The organism is uncultured Ruegeria sp. (assembly GCF_947489545.1).
Taxonomy (GTDB): Bacteria; Pseudomonadota; Alphaproteobacteria; order Rhodobacterales; family Rhodobacteraceae; genus Ruegeria.
The window spans coordinates 1-16,010 of sequence record NZ_CANLDZ010000026.1 but is presented as its reverse complement, the minus strand read 5'-3'; the positions used below and the strand labels follow the sequence as shown (position 1 = coordinate 16,010).

18 protein-coding genes are annotated in these 16,010 nt (G+C 50.1%); 12 read left to right on the top strand and 6 right to left on the bottom strand.

All coding sequences use genetic code 11. The features are described from left to right. Nucleotides 1–63: 63 nt before the first annotated feature. The 3 genes from ltaE (at nucleotide 64) to Q1B13_RS23620 (ending at nucleotide 2,454) form a co-directional block, all read left to right on the top strand. On the top strand, nucleotides 64–1,098 hold the full coding sequence (ltaE, locus tag Q1B13_RS23630) for a low-specificity L-threonine aldolase (RefSeq protein WP_299084909.1): 1,035 nt from the start codon (nucleotides 64–66) through the stop codon (nucleotides 1,096–1,098). Beyond that, complete coding sequence (locus Q1B13_RS23625) at nucleotides 1,088–1,525, top strand: hypothetical protein (RefSeq protein WP_299084911.1); 438 nt, start codon at nucleotides 1,088–1,090, stop codon at nucleotides 1,523–1,525. Before ltaE ends, Q1B13_RS23625 begins: the two co-directional genes overlap by 11 nt. Before the next feature lie 185 nt (nucleotides 1,526–1,710). Then, the gene (locus tag Q1B13_RS23620; protein ID WP_299084913.1) at nucleotides 1,711–2,454 is read left to right on the top strand and encodes a hypothetical protein; all 744 of its coding nucleotides are present in this window, start codon (nucleotides 1,711–1,713) and stop codon (nucleotides 2,452–2,454) included. 128 nt (nucleotides 2,455–2,582) lie between these two features. Here Q1B13_RS23620 and Q1B13_RS23615 read toward each other — a convergent pair whose 3' ends face one another. The 3 genes from Q1B13_RS23615 to Q1B13_RS23605 are packed head-to-tail and all read right to left on the bottom strand — an operon-like array spanning nucleotide 2,583 to nucleotide 3,602. Further along, nucleotides 2,583–3,083, bottom strand: coding sequence for an ABC transporter permease (locus Q1B13_RS23615; RefSeq protein WP_299800590.1), 501 nt, complete (start codon nucleotides 3,081–3,083; stop codon nucleotides 2,583–2,585). After that, a complete protein-coding gene (locus Q1B13_RS23610) occupies nucleotides 3,083–3,373 on the bottom strand; it encodes a hypothetical protein (protein ID WP_299084919.1) in 291 nt (96 codons plus the stop codon). The genes Q1B13_RS23615 and Q1B13_RS23610 overlap by 1 nt, the downstream gene beginning before the upstream one ends. Continuing rightward, entirely contained in the window at nucleotides 3,366–3,602 is a 237-nt protein-coding gene (locus Q1B13_RS23605) for an ABC transporter permease subunit (RefSeq protein ID WP_299084922.1), read from the bottom strand. The genes Q1B13_RS23610 and Q1B13_RS23605 overlap by 8 nt, the downstream gene beginning before the upstream one ends. A gap of 12 nt (nucleotides 3,603–3,614) precedes the next feature. Here Q1B13_RS23605 and Q1B13_RS23600 point away from each other — a divergent pair, with 12 nt between their 5' ends. The 5 genes from Q1B13_RS23600 to Q1B13_RS23580 all read left to right on the top strand — a co-directional run bounded on the left by Q1B13_RS23600 (nucleotide 3,615) and on the right by Q1B13_RS23580 (nucleotide 7,923). After that, on the top strand, nucleotides 3,615–4,253 hold the full coding sequence (locus tag Q1B13_RS23600) for an NAD(P)-dependent oxidoreductase (protein WP_299084925.1): 639 nt from the start codon (nucleotides 3,615–3,617) through the stop codon (nucleotides 4,251–4,253). Nucleotides 4,254–4,683: 430 nt separating this feature from the next. After that, the gene (locus Q1B13_RS23595; RefSeq protein WP_299084927.1) at nucleotides 4,684–5,598 is read left to right on the top strand and encodes a LysR family transcriptional regulator; all 915 of its coding nucleotides are present in this window, start codon (nucleotides 4,684–4,686) and stop codon (nucleotides 5,596–5,598) included. 574 nt (nucleotides 5,599–6,172) lie between these two features. Further along, nucleotides 6,173–6,634 carry a nuclear transport factor 2 family protein gene (locus Q1B13_RS23590; protein ID WP_299084934.1) on the top strand — a complete coding sequence of 154 codons (462 nt, stop codon included), beginning with the start codon at nucleotides 6,173–6,175 and terminating at the stop codon, nucleotides 6,632–6,634. A gap of 559 nt (nucleotides 6,635–7,193) precedes the next feature. Further along, on the top strand, nucleotides 7,194–7,517 hold the full coding sequence (locus tag Q1B13_RS23585; protein ID WP_298938378.1) for an H-NS histone family protein: 324 nt from the start codon (nucleotides 7,194–7,196) through the stop codon (nucleotides 7,515–7,517). A 157-nt stretch (nucleotides 7,518–7,674) separates the two neighbouring features. Further along, on the top strand, nucleotides 7,675–7,923 hold the full coding sequence (locus Q1B13_RS23580; protein WP_299084936.1) for a hypothetical protein: 249 nt from the start codon (nucleotides 7,675–7,677) through the stop codon (nucleotides 7,921–7,923). Between the two features lie 47 nt (nucleotides 7,924–7,970). Here Q1B13_RS23580 and Q1B13_RS23575 read toward each other — a convergent pair whose 3' ends face one another. Next, on the bottom strand, nucleotides 7,971–8,243 hold the full coding sequence (locus Q1B13_RS23575; RefSeq protein ID WP_299084938.1) for a Fic family protein: 273 nt from the start codon (nucleotides 8,241–8,243) through the stop codon (nucleotides 7,971–7,973). A gap of 926 nt (nucleotides 8,244–9,169) precedes the next feature. Here Q1B13_RS23575 and Q1B13_RS23570 point away from each other — a divergent pair. The 4 genes from Q1B13_RS23570 (at nucleotide 9,170) to Q1B13_RS23555 (ending at nucleotide 14,724) form a co-directional block, all read left to right on the top strand. After that, on the top strand, nucleotides 9,170–9,856 hold the full coding sequence (locus Q1B13_RS23570) for an autotransporter outer membrane beta-barrel domain-containing protein (protein ID WP_298938380.1): 687 nt from the start codon (nucleotides 9,170–9,172) through the stop codon (nucleotides 9,854–9,856). A gap of 114 nt (nucleotides 9,857–9,970) precedes the next feature. Continuing rightward, nucleotides 9,971–10,513: a hypothetical protein gene (locus Q1B13_RS23565; protein WP_298938381.1), complete on the top strand. Its 543-nt coding sequence runs from the start codon at nucleotides 9,971–9,973 to the stop codon at nucleotides 10,511–10,513. Nucleotides 10,514–11,605: 1,092 nt separating this feature from the next. Further along, a complete protein-coding gene (locus Q1B13_RS23560) occupies nucleotides 11,606–13,420 on the top strand; it encodes an HAD-IA family hydrolase (protein ID WP_299800585.1) in 1,815 nt (604 codons plus the stop codon). A 287-nt stretch (nucleotides 13,421–13,707) separates the two neighbouring features. After that, a complete protein-coding gene (locus tag Q1B13_RS23555; RefSeq protein WP_299084944.1) occupies nucleotides 13,708–14,724 on the top strand; it encodes a hypothetical protein in 1,017 nt (338 codons plus the stop codon). A gap of 115 nt (nucleotides 14,725–14,839) precedes the next feature. On the opposite strand, the gene Q1B13_RS23550 is transcribed toward Q1B13_RS23555, so the two are convergent. Both Q1B13_RS23550 and Q1B13_RS23545 read right to left on the bottom strand, forming a co-directional pair. Then, the gene (locus tag Q1B13_RS23550) at nucleotides 14,840–15,100 is read right to left on the bottom strand and encodes a CcdB family protein (protein WP_299084947.1); all 261 of its coding nucleotides are present in this window, start codon (nucleotides 15,098–15,100) and stop codon (nucleotides 14,840–14,842) included. Further along, nucleotides 15,100–15,330, bottom strand: coding sequence for a type II toxin-antitoxin system CcdA family antitoxin (locus Q1B13_RS23545; protein ID WP_299084950.1), 231 nt, complete (start codon nucleotides 15,328–15,330; stop codon nucleotides 15,100–15,102). Before Q1B13_RS23545 ends, Q1B13_RS23550 begins: the two co-directional genes overlap by 1 nt. Nucleotides 15,331–16,010 lie beyond the last annotated feature (680 nt).

Sequence of the window (16,010 nt, the reverse complement as noted above, 5' to 3'; positions counted from 1 at the left end):
TCAATCACCTATTTCATTTGATATCGGGCAGGTTGGGCTCAAATCACCAAAGGCCCTGACGACATGGAACAGAAACTCGAACTAGACTTTAGAAGCGATACAGTCACCAGACCCTGCTTGCCAATGCGCGATGCAATGGCCAAAGCCGAGGTGGGCGATGATTACTACCATGATGATCCGACGGTTCAGGAACTGGAGCGTTTTGCGGCTGATCTCTTTGGAAAAGAGGCGGCTCTCCTCACGCCCTCCGGCACACAATCCAACCTGATTGCCGTCATGTCTCACTGCCAGCGCGGTGAGGCCTATATCGTGGGCGACCGTTCTCATTCCTATCTGCGCGAGTTGGGAGGTGCGGCCATGGTTGCCGGGGTGCAGCCGCAAGTTGTCCAGAACCAGGACGATGGCACATTGAGACTGGAAGACATCGGATCTTCCCTTTTCCCGGCCTCTATCCTGTTTGCGCCAGTTCGGCTGATTGCGGTCGAGAATACCATCGACGGCAAGGTTCTACCGTTAGACTATTTGAACAGTGTTTCGGAACTGGCGACAGAGCGTGATCTGAAAATCCACATGGACGGCGCACGCATTTTTAATGCTGCATCCGCGCTAGCTTGCCCAGTTTCGACAATTGCCTGCTATTGCGACACACTCAGTTTTTGCCTCTCCAAAGGGCTTGGCGCACCAATTGGATCAGTCCTTGTTGGATCTGCAGAGGTGATCGATACAGCGCGCAGGCATCGGCAGATGCTAGGTGGCGGATTGCGGCAAGCAGGGATCATTGCCGCAGCGGGCTGGTTTGCGATCCAGAACAATGTCTCACGACTAAAGTCTGATCATGTGCGGGCCACAGAGCTTGCCGCTGCCCTGTCACATGTTCCTGGCCTCTCAGTCGAAACGCCCCAAACCAACATGGTGTTCTGCGATGTGGATGCGTCTGTTCAGAGCAAGTTCTCAGGTTTTCTGAAAGAGACCGGCATTCGTATCTCCGGCACGCCGGACCGGCAACGTTGGGTCACACATCTTGGAATTGATGACATTGTTATGGCCTCCACTGTGAAACTCCTCGCCCAAATGCAGGAGACTTGCAATGCAAGCTGAAACACTCGATCAGGTCGAGAGTAGTGCGTGTCGGTTGGAGCCAATCTGGATAATCCATGTGGAGCTCGGCCCGGAAGATGATGATCGTATCCGATTGGCTCTCTGCGAAGAACTGCGATTGGCATACGGCGACTATGATCATGTTTCCTTTGAAACAGCCATCGGAACGCAGTTCTTTCGAGGTGCTGAGGGCACCGTCAGCGGGCCTATGGAAGCCGCGACGAGCAGACAAGTCCGGGTGCTGTCATTTTCAATCACGAAGGACAGGCATTTGTTGGACGCTGCGATGAGCGTTATTCATCCTCTTCACTCTTATGAAGAACCTGTGATCTACGTTCAGGATGCTTTTGCAAGCCGCTCAATCCCTGAAAGCCGCAAAAACGAAAACAAGTGGTGGATGAATATCAAAGAACCGGTCATTCGTTGAAGATGTAGCATCGGTCGAAATGGGCTCATCGCGCGCATTGTTTGCATCCTTAACGAATGGCGGGTTTTGGGGTCCAGAATGTCCGGTCCTTTGATGTGACCCGGCAGCTATGCAGGACGTTGCTGCTGTTAGCTTTTGAACCTCAAATCATTACGTGATGACCCTGTTTGTGATACCTTCGCCGCATGTACCACAAACCAACTCGCCGATCAGTCATCGCCCAATTGGGTGCCATCACCTCGCTACTGAGTGTTGGTACTGGTCATTCGGCATTTGCAGGATCAACTGGCCGCGAAGTGGATATGCTTGTCTCCAGGATTGATGAACTGTCGGGGTCCTTGCGTGGTGAAGTGCTCACGTTGGAAGAATGGCGGTCAGGCATTTATGAATTGCTCTCCCAGGTGTCTGAGCACGACATAATGCGTGCTATAGACTTTGACCGTCTCGCATCGCGGATCGGATTTGCCGAACTGGGTGTTTCCACTACAAAGATCAGCTTTGGATCGGACGAGCGTAGAACTTTGAGCTTCCTGCCAAAACTCTTTGCAGTCGACACCGGTCGGTCGATTATTCCGCACGGCCATTCGAACATGGTTTCAGCCCATCTGCCATTAGCTGGAGCATTCCGGCTTCGCCAATATGATCAAGTGTCGCGAGGAGAGCATGCTCTGACAATTCGACCCACTGTAGACAAGTTGATAGGCGCAGGTGACTTGTCTTCCATTGGTGAGGATGACGACAACGTACATTGGTTCATTGCCGAAGAACCCTCTTACACATTTGATGTCATCGTAACAGGTCTCGACGATGAGGCGGAACATCAATATGAGATTTTCAATCTCGACATGGAAGCTGCAGAGAGCAGACCCAATGGGCTCTTGTCGGTACCGCGACTGTCTGTGTCCGAAGCTCTCAATAAATACGGCTAATCCAAGATTTCAATGTCCAAGTAGGGCTCTGAGAGGACTAACGACAGCGCTACGGACAAAGCTCCAATTCGTTGCCGAGCAGCTTCTCTGCTTCAGAACTTCGGCAATGTGCAGAAAGCAGTATGTTGTCACTTGATCTCTTTTTTGGACAGAGCATCCCGGAGCGCGTCGCCAACCAAGTTGATTGAGAGGACACAGACGACAACTGCCAGCCCCGGCCACACCATCTGTAGAGGTGTCGACCGCATGTGGATGCGTGCATCGAGGAGCATTGTCCCCCATTCCGGCATCGGAGGTTGTACCCCGAAACCAAGAAAGCCCAAGGTCGAGATGCCTAAAATTGCACGGGCGAACATACCGGTCCAAACTACAATGAGTGAGGGCATCAGCGACGGCAAATAGTGCCAGCGAGCGATGTAGAGCGGCGATAGCCCCGCCAGCCCTGCTTGAACCACATAGCCGCGTGTTTGAAGTGACAGCCCGATGCCGCGGGCGACGCGGGCGTAGCGCATCCAGCCAACGACGCTGAGCGCAAAGATCAGACTGGCCGTTCCTGAGCCCAGCACGCCCGCGATCACCACGGCCGCCACAAGCTCGGGGAAGGCGAGGAAAGTGTCTGTAACGCGCATCATGGCCCATCCAGCCATTTGCCACCCAAGGCGGCGATCAAGCCGATGACGGTGCCAATGAACAATCCCATCAAGGAAATAAGGAAAGCCAAGCCCAGCGACCATCGCGCCCCGTAAAGAAGGCGTGAAAGGATGTCCCGCCCGAGGGCGTCAGTGCCAAGCCAATTCTCTGATGTAGGCGAACTCAACCTGTTGGGAATGTTGATAGCAGCCGGTTCGTACGGGGTAAACATTGGGCCAACGACCGTAATCACGACAAACACCAGGGCGAGGATGATGACGCTACGCATCGTGTCCTCCGATGCGGGGGTCAAGCAGGCTATAGGCCAGATCAATCAGCAAGTTGACGACAGCGAAAACCACGGCGGTGAGAAGAACAACGGCCTGAACCTTCGGGAAATCCCGCGAGAAGATTGCTTCGACCAGAAAGCTGCCGAGACCAGGGTGGCCAAAGATCACCTCGACCACCACCACGCCTTCGAGCAGGAAAGCCAGCTCCAGACCTAAAACGGTTATCACTGGGATGGCGGCATGGGGACCGACATGGTCAACCGCAGCGCTGTGGAGGTTACGACGCCACGAGAGATTGCTGCGAACAGCGGCATTGTGATGCTTTGCGTAACGACATCGGAAGTTGTCGAAAGCCTGATCTATGGCGTTGACGGCATCCTAGCAGGCATCAAAGAAGATGCTGTGGTCATTGACTTTGGTACTTCCATACCGGCGTCCACTCGCAAAATTGGGGCTGATTTGGCCGCCAAAGATGCCGGTATGGTTGACGCACCGCTGGGACGCACGCCCACGCACGCCAAGGATGGTTTGCTGAACATCATGGCGGCGGGGGATATGGACACATTTGAGAAGGTGAAACCAGTATTGGATGTGCCGGGGGAAAATGTCTTTCACCTCGGCGAGCTGGGTGCTGGCCACGTGACCAAGCTCATCAACAACGTCATGGGAATGACCACCGCTTGCACAATGAGCCAGGCATTTGTTGTGGCTGATCGTGCGGAGATCAACAAGCAACAACTATTCGACATCATGTCAACTGGTCCGTCCCGTTTGCCATTCATGGGGTTTTGCAAGAATTACGCGGTGGATGGCTTAAGTGATCTTGGGTTCTCAATCAACAATGCCAGCAAAGACCTCGACTATTTCGTCAAGCTTTGACGCTGGGCACAGCAAAAACCCAATGCATATTCATAAGAAGCACGGTATTGTCAGATTAACTTTGCTTGAGCGGGGCAGGGTGTTCTCGTAGCGCTTCGCGCAGGTTGCGTAACTTTCCCGATCAAGCGAGGCTACCTGGTATAATCTAAGCGGGCAGTAGGAGAGGGCGCACCTGATCTGCGAAAAGATGGCAATAACTACTGGGCCCGCTGCGGAGTCGCCTTCGTCCACACCGACGAAGCAGGCAACATCACCTCAATCCAGGTCAAGCACAACATGTTCCCGGGCGTTGAAATGGTGGGAGAGCCCATCTTACCAGAACTTTTCTGAGCGGTGAATGACCAACCTACTTGAAAAGACTTGGAACAGCGGCTCCTAGCGGTTCTGGTTCGTCCTAGACTTTTTCGAGATTAACTCAAACAATCGAACAATGAAGTATCTCCTTTCAAATCATGCACGTATCTTTCAAGCTATTGTCGAGGCTGGCTCGATTACAGGCGCGGCGGATCATATGCAGATGGGCAAGTCCGGTGTGAGCGATGCGCTCAAACAACTTGAAAGCTCTCTTGGCGCACAACTCTTAATCCGAACGACGCGGCGACAAAGCCTGACGGCAATTGGCGAACAGTTCTACCGCCGTTGCCGAGAATTAAATGATCTTTCGACTGTAGCCTTGGAAGAGGTGAGTGAACATCTGGCTGAACCGATGGGGGCATTACGGATTACAGCTCCGTACGCAACGATTGATAATATTGTTGCACCGGCGATTGCTCAGCTTGTGGCGACATATCCAAGGGTCCTGCCGGAGGTCTTAGTTGATGATAAACGGCTCGACTTGATCCAGAACAATATTGATGTGGCGCTGACGGCGGGAGAGTTGGCGTCTAGCGAGTTTAAAGCACAAAAGGTCGGTGTATTGCATGACGTGCTTTGTGCTTCACCAGACTTCTGCCGCAGAGAGACCCTTGCGGAAAGTGGGATGCCTTGGTCGGATCGCGCGCCAGAGTTGGCATATGTCGCGCACCATTGGGAAGGTTCCGACATCGTGCATGAGTTGGCGTCGCTTGTAGACGGGAAGGTAGCGTCTTTCCGGTTTCGACGCGTCGCGACCGCCAGTTCGGTCAACGCCGTGGCTGCTTTAATAAGCCGGAGTGTGGGTGTCGGTATCCTCCCACATTTTTTCCTTCAGCCAATGCTGAAAGCCGGGACGTTGGTGAAACTACTACCAGAGTATCAGCCGCGCGAAACGAACCTCTATGCGGTTCATCCATATGGTTCGAATCCTCCGCTTGGCGTCCGTGCTATGATTGATGCAATGAAAAGTAGTTTGGCTACTCCCAGCTGACAATCTTTTGTTCGATGTTATCGGACAGTTAGTTCGTTTAAAGCCTGTTTTTAGAACAAATGAATTATCCTATCTCTTGGTCAACACTGAAGGAGACTTCAAATGTTCAACCTAACAAAAATCTCAACCGGCTTTGCTACTGCCGTGACACTGGGTTTCTTGAAAGGGTGATTTTTGCTCAATCACGCCAAGCACGGATCGTACAGTGCCCGTTCTCCCAATACCGTGCTCCATCCATCCAACCAGACAGAGCGACATGGCAACCTTAACGCAATTTGAATTGACCCCGAAAGACGACGCCGGCGAGGCGCTGCAGGCGTTTCTGACCGACATCCTACCAGATACACGCAGCTATATCTGCTGCACGTGCGTAGAATTCGGGATCTCCCCGGAAGACCCAAGACTGTCCAGGAGATCGAACAATGAAGCACCACCACAGCTTTTGATGCCTATATCGGCTGGCGCATCGAATGCGGTGATTTAGCCAAACTCATCTCACTTTGCGCCGAAGATCCCAAGGTCACGCATTTCGAGTGTGGCTAAGCCTCTGAACTGACTTGAAAGGACCCTTCCTATGAAACTTGTCAAAGTTGTAGCTCTTGCCATGACCCTTGCCACTTCGATTTCCAACCCCAGCTTTGCAGAGGAAGCGGAAACGCGCGCTGCTACTGAGTTTGAACTCAGCACAGCCGTGGCCACTGCAAGCCGCCAATGGCGTGATGCGTTTAACGCAGGCGATGCTGCCGGTGCCGCTGCAATGTATGAAGAAGATGCGATCATGGTTGCCAAACCTTTCGGCACTTTCAAAGGCCGTTCGGAGATCGAAGCCTTCTGGGCTCAATTGGTCGAAGGTGGTTTTGACGATGTCATTTATTTCAATACCACAACCGTGGTTTCCCAAGACTTGTCAACCGCTCAAGTGTCGGCCGATTGGAAGATGAACAGCGCGCACGGTACCATCACCAAAGAGCTGTGGGCCCTGCAGTCCGACGGCACAGCACTCTTGCGCGAGGACCACTTCGAAGTCGCGCAATAAATTTTACATCACTCACGGAAAGGATCACCCTGTACCCAAGATTAAGACCATAACCTATGCGCAGCCTCGGCCCCGAGGCGCAGAAAAGGTTCGACGTCGATATCCTGGGTATAGGTCTGCGTGAAGACGGAGCGGTATCCTACGGCCCCGCAGGCTGAATCGCTCTTTGAAAAGGCTGATCGTCCCTATCAACCCTCAGCGCGAGATATTTATTGGAAGATAGTGCTAGCTGTTTCCTACATCGAATTGGCCTAGGAGCAACTTACAACTCAAGGGGTTACTGCTGGTGTGCTAAATCAGTTCCGGAACACTGGTTACCTGGCGCATTTCCAGAACCCCGTAGGTTTTACCATCAAGCTTATCGAACATTGGTTCCAGAGAAATTGGCCCTCTGGGGGTCATGTTCTGTCGCGCTTGGGGGCAGGTGAACTTGATTAAAAGGTGGAAGGCTGAAACTCGCGAAGGTTTGCTGCGTTAAAACGGCGATTAAACAGCCAATGCTTGCTCTGAAGACCGTTTTCTGCTTTGTCGCATCAGAACGAAAGATAAGGAGAATGATATGTCGATAGACATTAGCGGCCTGAGCGCCGCTGAACTAAAAGAATTGGCGGCAAAAATCGAAAAGCGTGCCGTGGAAGTGGAAAAAGAAGCGCTGCGAGCGGCACTGACAAAAATGCGCGCGATTGCGGATAAGTTGGGTGTGGCGTTTGAAGACGTTATTGCCCTGCACGGCGGTAAGGGTAAGAAAACAGCCACCAAAACCGCCCCGAAATATGCCAACCCAGATGATCCATCCCAAACATGGACCGGACGTGGCCGTAAACCTGCATGGGTGAAAGAGGCGCTGGAAGCCGGAAAGTCAATCGACGATCTGGCTATCTGAAAGTTGACTATCTAGTCAATTTTGGCAGCGATCAAATCAACTATTCATTCTCATTGAAGGTATCATCAAAGATACCTTCAATGAGGCTGATTTCTTCATATGTTAGCTTACCAAACGGATTACGACTACGTTACTTACGGAGCAACGCACCTCGATTTTGCAAGATGAATATAATCAGATTTTCGGCTATGCGATCCGAGATCTCGATCGTATTCACGATATTGCGCGTCGCTTCATCATGGCGCTTCAGGTAGTCGATTTCACCCGGCAGGTCCTTTTCAATGGTGCGCAGAACGCACTTGTGCAGAAATTCCGCTTTCGCCGTGCAATCAAAAAAGCAGATATAAATCTGTCGTTTCGTTGGCGACTTCAACATTGCTATTCGGCAAGGCATGCCATTGAATAAAATTCATGAGTGGCGATGAGTGTCTTTGCAGAGCATTCCGATATTCACTAATCCGGTCGAGCATCACGCTCGATACAGGAAAACCTTGCCCGCCGGATGTAATCGCGCTCTGGCAGCACATAATCAATAAGAAAGCGATGCAGTCGCCCGTTACCGTCAGCAAGCGGGAGAATGAAGATGAAGCCGAAAGCGGCACAGGTGGCCTGTAAAACCGGATCAACATTATGAGTATCTGAAATCCGAAGCCTGTTGCTGCAGTTGTTGAGCGCAGTCATCAACTCCGGAACGTCCTGAGCGCGTCCGCCAATGAACTCCGGCATGGGTTCATTGTGATGATGCAGTTTACCAAAAAAACGCTGTCTTCGCGGTAACCCATCGGAGTAAAGCTATCATCATTACCAATGAGAATGCCATGCAATTGGTAAATCTCGGATTGGTTAAGGGGTCGCTTACCCGCCTCCAAGATAGCGCGCGCGCAATGCTCAAGCCGATTGGTTGGTGGGTTATCTCCTTCAATTTCGAAACTCGCACGGCTATCGGCCAGCAACATGAAACTCGCGGCCCTTGTGATGACCTTCGCTCCGGTCTTTCCGATGATATCTTGAGTTTGTTGCGTTAAGTTGAGGTAGCTGCGCGTGCCGTATTGCCCGCTTCAAGGCTTCCCTGGACCAGCTGTATACAACCTCTGCGCAATGCCTTCCCGGCGGCATAACTCAGCAATGCTGTCCTCGCCCTGGAGGTCGTCCTGAGCAAGCCTGATTTTTTCTTTGCCTCCATCCCGTTTGCACTCCGCATGGCGATCGCCTTTGACAAGTTTCTCGCAAAGGCTCCATTTCGTTCCGGATGATTTGTACACCGCAACTCTTTGTTGGTTACGATGAGCCGGAAACCCGCTCGTGTCTACTCAATCTAGGCTGCCCCATTGAGGCTGACTTGAGGCATGCGTAAACACATCGCCTTTTTGGTAGGTGACAAGTCTGATGATAGCGAATGCCTATCAATGTATAGTGTCTCGGTATTTTCCAATGCGGTGAGCAGGCTCTAAAATTTGGATACCGGCGCGTTGGGTGGATACTTCTTTCCACCTGTCTGCCACCACTCGTCCCCCTCCTCCCCCAGGAGGGGGATTAAGTTGACTGTCGAGATTTAGGGGCAAGAAAGAGAGCAACGGTTTCTGCGCTGTTGAGTTCTAAATCCAAGTTGGATCGGTGTTTCCGGTTTTATGTTGTGTGTGGGGAATATCTGAATGTTTACGTATTTTACCACGAAAGCCTGCCAGAGTTTACGATCAAAAATCACCGATATCCGCGATGAATTCAGCCTTTTTCTTGCGGCCCGGGCAGCTTACCAATTCATCCTTTGCCTCCGTCGCGGTGCTCAGATGCAGACAACAGCGCTGGCAGCAACTTGCGCCATTCTGACACCCGGATTGGGATTGTCTCCCGCTCAGGCAGACGAGAGGCTGGATAATATGGGGAGCTTTATAGTTGAATCTGATCAGTTCTATACTTTCCATGACTTAGTGGGGCTGGGGGATCATCGCTATAACAAAGTAGAGTTGAGTGATGGCGGGAGAACCATGAGCCTCAATGGCACTGGCTTTGAGATTGGTAATCACCGTGGCTCTGAGGGTAGGTTTAAGGTTTCCGAGGGGCAGCGCCTTGTAGTGGCTGAAGGTAAAAGAGTCAACGACGGCAGCCTCGGCTGGCATCACGCCCTCGACGATTTGGAACCGGTCAAGACCATGCGCTTTAACGGAAGCAACGATGTCTTTACCGTAACCGGTGCTCCCGTTGAAAAGAATACAATCCTGGTCGAGTTCGGTCTGAGGCACCAGGTTGATGGCGTCCTCTTCTACCTGAACTACTACAGTGAATTCGGCGATCTCGCACAGAACCAAGGCTTCAACATAGATGCTTCGTTCAGGTTCTAGGTCATATTGGACGAGCGATCGCTTCAACGGCTTGAGCTGAGCTTTGTGAAGCTCTGTTGATTGCTCAAAGGATTCGAAACTTGGCCAGCTAGACGCGTACCAGGAGATCGCAGCATGAGCATTACCGTCCACATACTGATCACCGATGACCACGAGGGCACCAGAGCGGATGCCTTTACCACCGAAAGCGACCGTGCTTTGATATCCTGGGTCGGTTCAGATGCAAAGGAATGGGCGCAGAGCGAGTTGGCTGACAATCTGTATGAATACGTCTCATCGAGATACGACCATGGTCGAAAGATTTGCGCGGATGAGCAAACGCTTGAAAACGATATCAGCCAGGCGCCTAGAACCAACGCGGCGTGGTCGTTCTGCAAGTCAATTCCAGGTGCATTTGGGGCTTTCTATGACCCAATCGATGTCATGACTATTATGGGTGGTTGGGCTGTGGAAGGAGATCACTCTGACACTTCCCATTGGTTTGAAGCCGGGAACGACGAAGATACTGCTGCAATACTGGCATGGTGCGAGAAAGAGGGTTCCAGGATCGAACGACAGATTTCCGATCTTGTTTGTAACACTATGCCGACACGCAAAGAGGCATTCGAAGCGCTGGCAATGAAGCGATCGGCTCCTGTTATACCTCTAATCTTATAAGGGCTCGATGGAGTCCTTTGCTACCAAAGTCGAGATTACTGCCCACGCCTTGAGTAATGGTCGGGATGTGAAGCGCTTCTAAAGCCGTGTTCTGAGGTAATCGGATCATCTGCCTTTTTCATGTAGCACTGTCTGGGGGATTGACGGTCTACTGTATTTTAGCAGCCGTGTCGGCGGAAATCAGGCACTAGTTTTGGCGAGTAGGAATACGCTCTGTTCAGATTCGATCTGACGTCGCGAAATGGCGTCAGACTATTCTGTGGTTCAATCGGGTGTACCGGCACGTTACCATATGCTATCTGAATGATCTTTGATCCTTATTCACGGAATTTGGAGAACTTGAATTGAGTGACCCGATAACATCGAAATGCCTCTGGTAATCCGTGGTCATTACGGATTTGTGCAATTCCTACCCCCGAATAGAGAGAACCTGCCAAGGTGCTGAGCGCTGGATTGGCGTCTTTCCTGCGACAGATTTACGTGAGGTCTATCCGCCGGTGGAATTTGACGCGCAGCAAACGCGCGACGTATTGAAAAGGTATTTACCAAAAGTCGCCTAAGTAACGATTCGGATGGGCTAGAAAGCTGAAGATATAGCATTCAACAGGAAGGCAGAGTAATTACAGACTTCGCTCCAATTTTTCATGCCAGAATTATGAGTTAGGTGGATTCATTTTATTAAAAAAGAAATCAAAATGAGTGCATAATCAGCGATGCGAAATTCCAATTTTCGTTGCAGTGATGTAATCGAGTGCTCGCGGGCAGCAGAAATTGAGTAGAAAATTGCAACGACATTTTGCATCTACAAGTCTAGGTGCGTTTAATCGAGCATGTATATCAACTAATATCATTGCTCCTTCACACGAATCACAGCCACAAAAGTTCCGATGAGAATCACGATGGGATTCCAGATGCCGTTAGCAGAGAAGGGAGAATTATGGCCCGGGTACTTCGCCTTGTCATTCAAGCGCTGTTTTATTCTGTACTCTGTGTGCAAAATATTTATTCAATGTGCAGTAATGAGCTTTGAAGTCCGTTGAGGGCTAGATTACTTAGCGTTTCTTTGTGAAACCCAATCTATCAGAATGAACAGTGCTTTTTGAACACGCTGCCGATATACGCAGCGCGCGCGCATCGAGAGGCTTGTCTTTGGATTCTAGAAGGGTGGATCAAAAAATGTCTTCATCTCGAGTTGATATTGGAGCCCAAGCGCCTTCGAGTTCTTCTAAATCATTACGATCCAACGACACGGCGTCTGATATCAGATCCGAGGCGTCGCAAGTTGATATCCCTCAATCAGTGGAAAATGCAACAGGAGCGATGGTGGAGCGATCAGAGGCAGCGACAGACCCCAGATTTCGCGAATTGCTGAGCGTGCTGGAAACATATGAAACAATTATTTTTGATTTGGGTGATGTGGTTATAGACTGGGACTCGATCCACACAACATCGGTCCCCGAAGGGGTGAGCGATGTAAGAAAACTGGTAAGTCATCCTATCTGGCGAGATTTGGAGCAGGGATTTATCAGCAAAGATATCGCACTGACATTACTTAGCAGTGAACTGCAAACACCTTACGATAAGCTAAAGGAAATCTTGGATTTAAGCGTTACGAGCTTGCGGGTCAATCAGACAGTTTTAGCGTTATTACAGGTTTTGCATCAAAAAAATAAGAAGATACTCTGTCTCTCAAATGTGGATATGGAGTCGTTTGAGCTTTTATATAAGAGATTTGACTTCTGGAAGTATTTTGATGGTATTTATATCTCCGCATTTCTTCAATACAGGAAGCCAAATAGCGACATATTTGAATATATCATTTCGGATTCATCCGTAAATGTGGAGAGTGCCGTATTAGTAGATGATAACTCAGCGAATCTGGAGCAAGCCCGGAAACTGGGTTTGAGTACGGTTAAGTATTCCCGAAGAAGTTTTACACATCAGGCTGCCAAAGGCGGGGTTCCAAAGAAGCAAAACCCCTTCACCTTCGCATGCGAAAACAGAAAAGAGTTGGGACGCTCATATTTGAACAAGCGCTTGCGTAAATTCCCGCTTTGTAGAAGCTTTGTCGGCGATGATGTAGAGCTTATTGCCAGTGCTGATTTCTCTAAGGAAATATTCTCAACCGCTGTTATTCTACACTCTTTGTCGTCCTTGCCTGACGATGTAATAAAGGCGATGTCACGGGAAATATTGAGGCATGATGGAAAAAATAAGCTTCGCTGGTGCTTTTATAGGAACGAAGTACGCCCGTTAGATTTTCCTGACGACCTGGATACAACATCTATGATTTTGTCATTTCTAGTAGGCAACAACAAGATAAAGAGTGACGACGCACTTACTTTAGCAGAGGACATGATTGATAATAGAAATGAAGATGGGATAATTCAGGTATACTTTGACGATACTCGGCCCAGGGTAGATGCTATTGTCGCTACAAACGTATTGTATTTTTTAAATCAAATAGGTTTGGGGTGCAGAAACGAATTGGGGGAAACTGAAGATTTTATTTTTGACTTTTTGACTCGTGACATATTCCTTGGAGGCACACGATACTATCCGGCGCCAGATGTATTTCTATTCTTTTTGTCGCGATTAATTGTCGACTTTCCCGAGAGGTTTAACAGGTTTTTGCGGCCCCTTACTGAACGGCTCATTTCACGCGTTGACCTTACCCCTTTTGCGCTCGAACGAGCATTAAGGGTTATTGCGATGAAAAATCTGGGAATTGTCAATCGCATCGATTTTTTAAAGCTGCTGGATAGTCAGTTGGAGGATGGCGGCTGGCCGATGTACGGGCTGTTCATTGCTCCAACGTCCAACACTTATTTTGGAAGCAGAGAACTTTGCTCCTCTTTCGCCCTTGAGGCAATGAATTTGATGAGCTGGAATGACAAAAGAGATTAACAATTATGCTCGAACTCCAATCTCTAGCATTCGGTTGGCCTTCTGTCCGGCTACTGGTCGGGACGCTGCAAAGCTCGTCGAGAACAGTCAGCCATGATGCCTATCTGGCTCTCAAGTCAGTACCTGACCCACAAAATGCGAGCAATGCTGAACTACCTCAACTGGCGAGGGGGTTTGTATAGATTGGCCCGAGATTGATGAGCATAAACGTCGTCGCGTCAACGCTTCCAGCTAATACTCTCCGAGCACATGCTCCCGGCAGAATAATCTTGTCGGGGGAACACTCGATGATGTATGGAGCGCCGGTTCTCGCCGCATCGATTGCTTACTATACAGAGGTCTGGCTGAGACCAATCCACGGCAGTGGAGGACTGTTCACTGATTTCGAGCAAGCTTCATGTGGTGAGTTTTATCCATTTACGATGCTTGAAGACTTCAAACAGTCACTTGATCGCCGGTTTGAACTGTTTGTGTGCGGCAAGTTGCGGGTTCAAGACATTCTACAGCGGCCAGATGATCTGGTGATGTATGCTGTGGCGTCATTCATACAACGATTGCCAATGCCCAAAGTTGGCGATGACCAGCAAATACCGGTTTCAGGAACGCTGGGATGTTGTTCATCGTTGCCTTTGGGGATGGGGACAGGATCGTGGACGGCCGCAATCGCAGCAACATTTGCACTTTACGAAAACATGTTCAATGAAACCGTGACACCGGAAGAGCGAATTGAGCAAATTCGTTTTTGCGAGCGGCTGCGACACGGAAAAGGTAACGCTATTGATGCATCCTCCGTCGTCTATGGTGGGGTGAGCAGAGTAGATGGTGATCAGGTCAGTCGTCCAATCATTCCTCGGCATCACTCGTTGTGGAGAGGAGATGGCTGGTACTGGATGTCGAACGGAAGACCTGTAAGTTCCATAGGAGAATGCGTAACGGCGGTGCGACGGGCTTATGAAAAAGACGTTGCGTTGTGGCAAGAGTTCAGTAGTTGCACCAACGCTCTGCAATCTGACCTTGAAACATGCGCTAATCCGATAAAAACACTGCGGCACAATCATCGGCTTTTGGTTCGAATTGGTGTGGTGCCACCTGCGACACAAAGCTTTGTCAAAGCTGTGGAAAGAGCAGGGGGCGCAGCAAAGGTTTGTGGAGCCGGATCAATAAGAGGAGAACAAGGGGGAGTGGTTTTAATCTACCTGGAAGATGAAAACGCCATGAAGGCGCTCATGACTGACTATGTAAACCTCCGCTGGGCGTCTCTAAAGATTTCTGCTTCAGGGACAGCGCAGGGGGCAGCTCCATGATCTGCGGCATCACTATGGTTTTGGGATACCCATGTGGTTGCGCCAACTGCTGCCGTGGCAGTGTCTCTTACGTCTATCAGAATCCCTGCTTGAGCATATCTACGGCGACTGTGATCTATTCAAACTCGTCTTTGAGATCGCCTACTTGAGACTTGAGAATTCCAACAGGCGCGGCCGCTAAAAACTGGGTGGCCATGACGACAAGTTCACCATTGATCCCGAATACTGGGTTGAGCCGGGTCGCAGGTTTTGGAGCTTTCGATTTCGGCAAAAGCGGCACAACAACACGCGTGTTCAGATCACTCAAAAGATCAGTTTGAATATCCAGAAGGAATCCATCACCAGAAGGGTTGGAATAAACATCGTACTTTGGCATTAGAATTGCCTGAAGCTTTCCAGTGGTAGCCCGTGTCTCTCCACATAAGAATTGGAGCTTCTCAGAGCTGCAGCATTTTCAGTTTTCCATTGTTCTACCTTTGCAGCAGCAACGGCTATACGTACCCCATCTTCGGCCGCGCGCGATAGGTTTACTTTCAGCGCCTTGGCTTCAGAAAGTAAGACACTGTCGAGCGACAGATTAGTTGGTTTTCGTGATTGGGCATTCAATTGATAGATCTCCGCATGTGCCAAAAGTATCAACAAGCATTATGCGCATCTACTATGCGCCTGAGAAACCAACAGGTACTGAATTTTCTTCAGGGGAATCTGACACATAGCACTTGATGCCCCGAGTCTCCCACCATTTCATCTGGGTTGAGGTCGAATTCTGCTGCCAAATCTTCGACCCGAACCGATCGAACCGCCAAACTCAACGACGTTGATCCCCAGACTTGGCTCACGTGGGCCCTCGCCCAAATCTGCAGACCTCATCATAGCCCGTGTCTATTAATGTATAGCACTTCGGTATTTCTCAATGTGTCGAGCGGGTTTTAGAATTTTTGTATCAGCACATTGAGTGGAGCTTTTTTGACACAACTGCAACTCAACCGCCTCCTCCCTCGGGGGGGCGGTAAGGCTTGGGGCGAGGGAAGGGCAACCTTTTCTGTGGCGTTCTTTTGGGTTCAAATTAGACCGATGTTTCCGGTCTGGTGATCTGTATGGGGAGTATCTGGATGCGTGTTCAACTGATAACGAATGCTCACTTCAAAATCATAAAAATATACAATAAAATCATTAATTTACTTGTATATCAGATGGGCCCACCGTACAATCGCTTCATCGCTTCATCGCTTCATCGCTTCATCGCTTCATCGCTTCATCGCTTCATCGCTTCATCGCTTCATCGC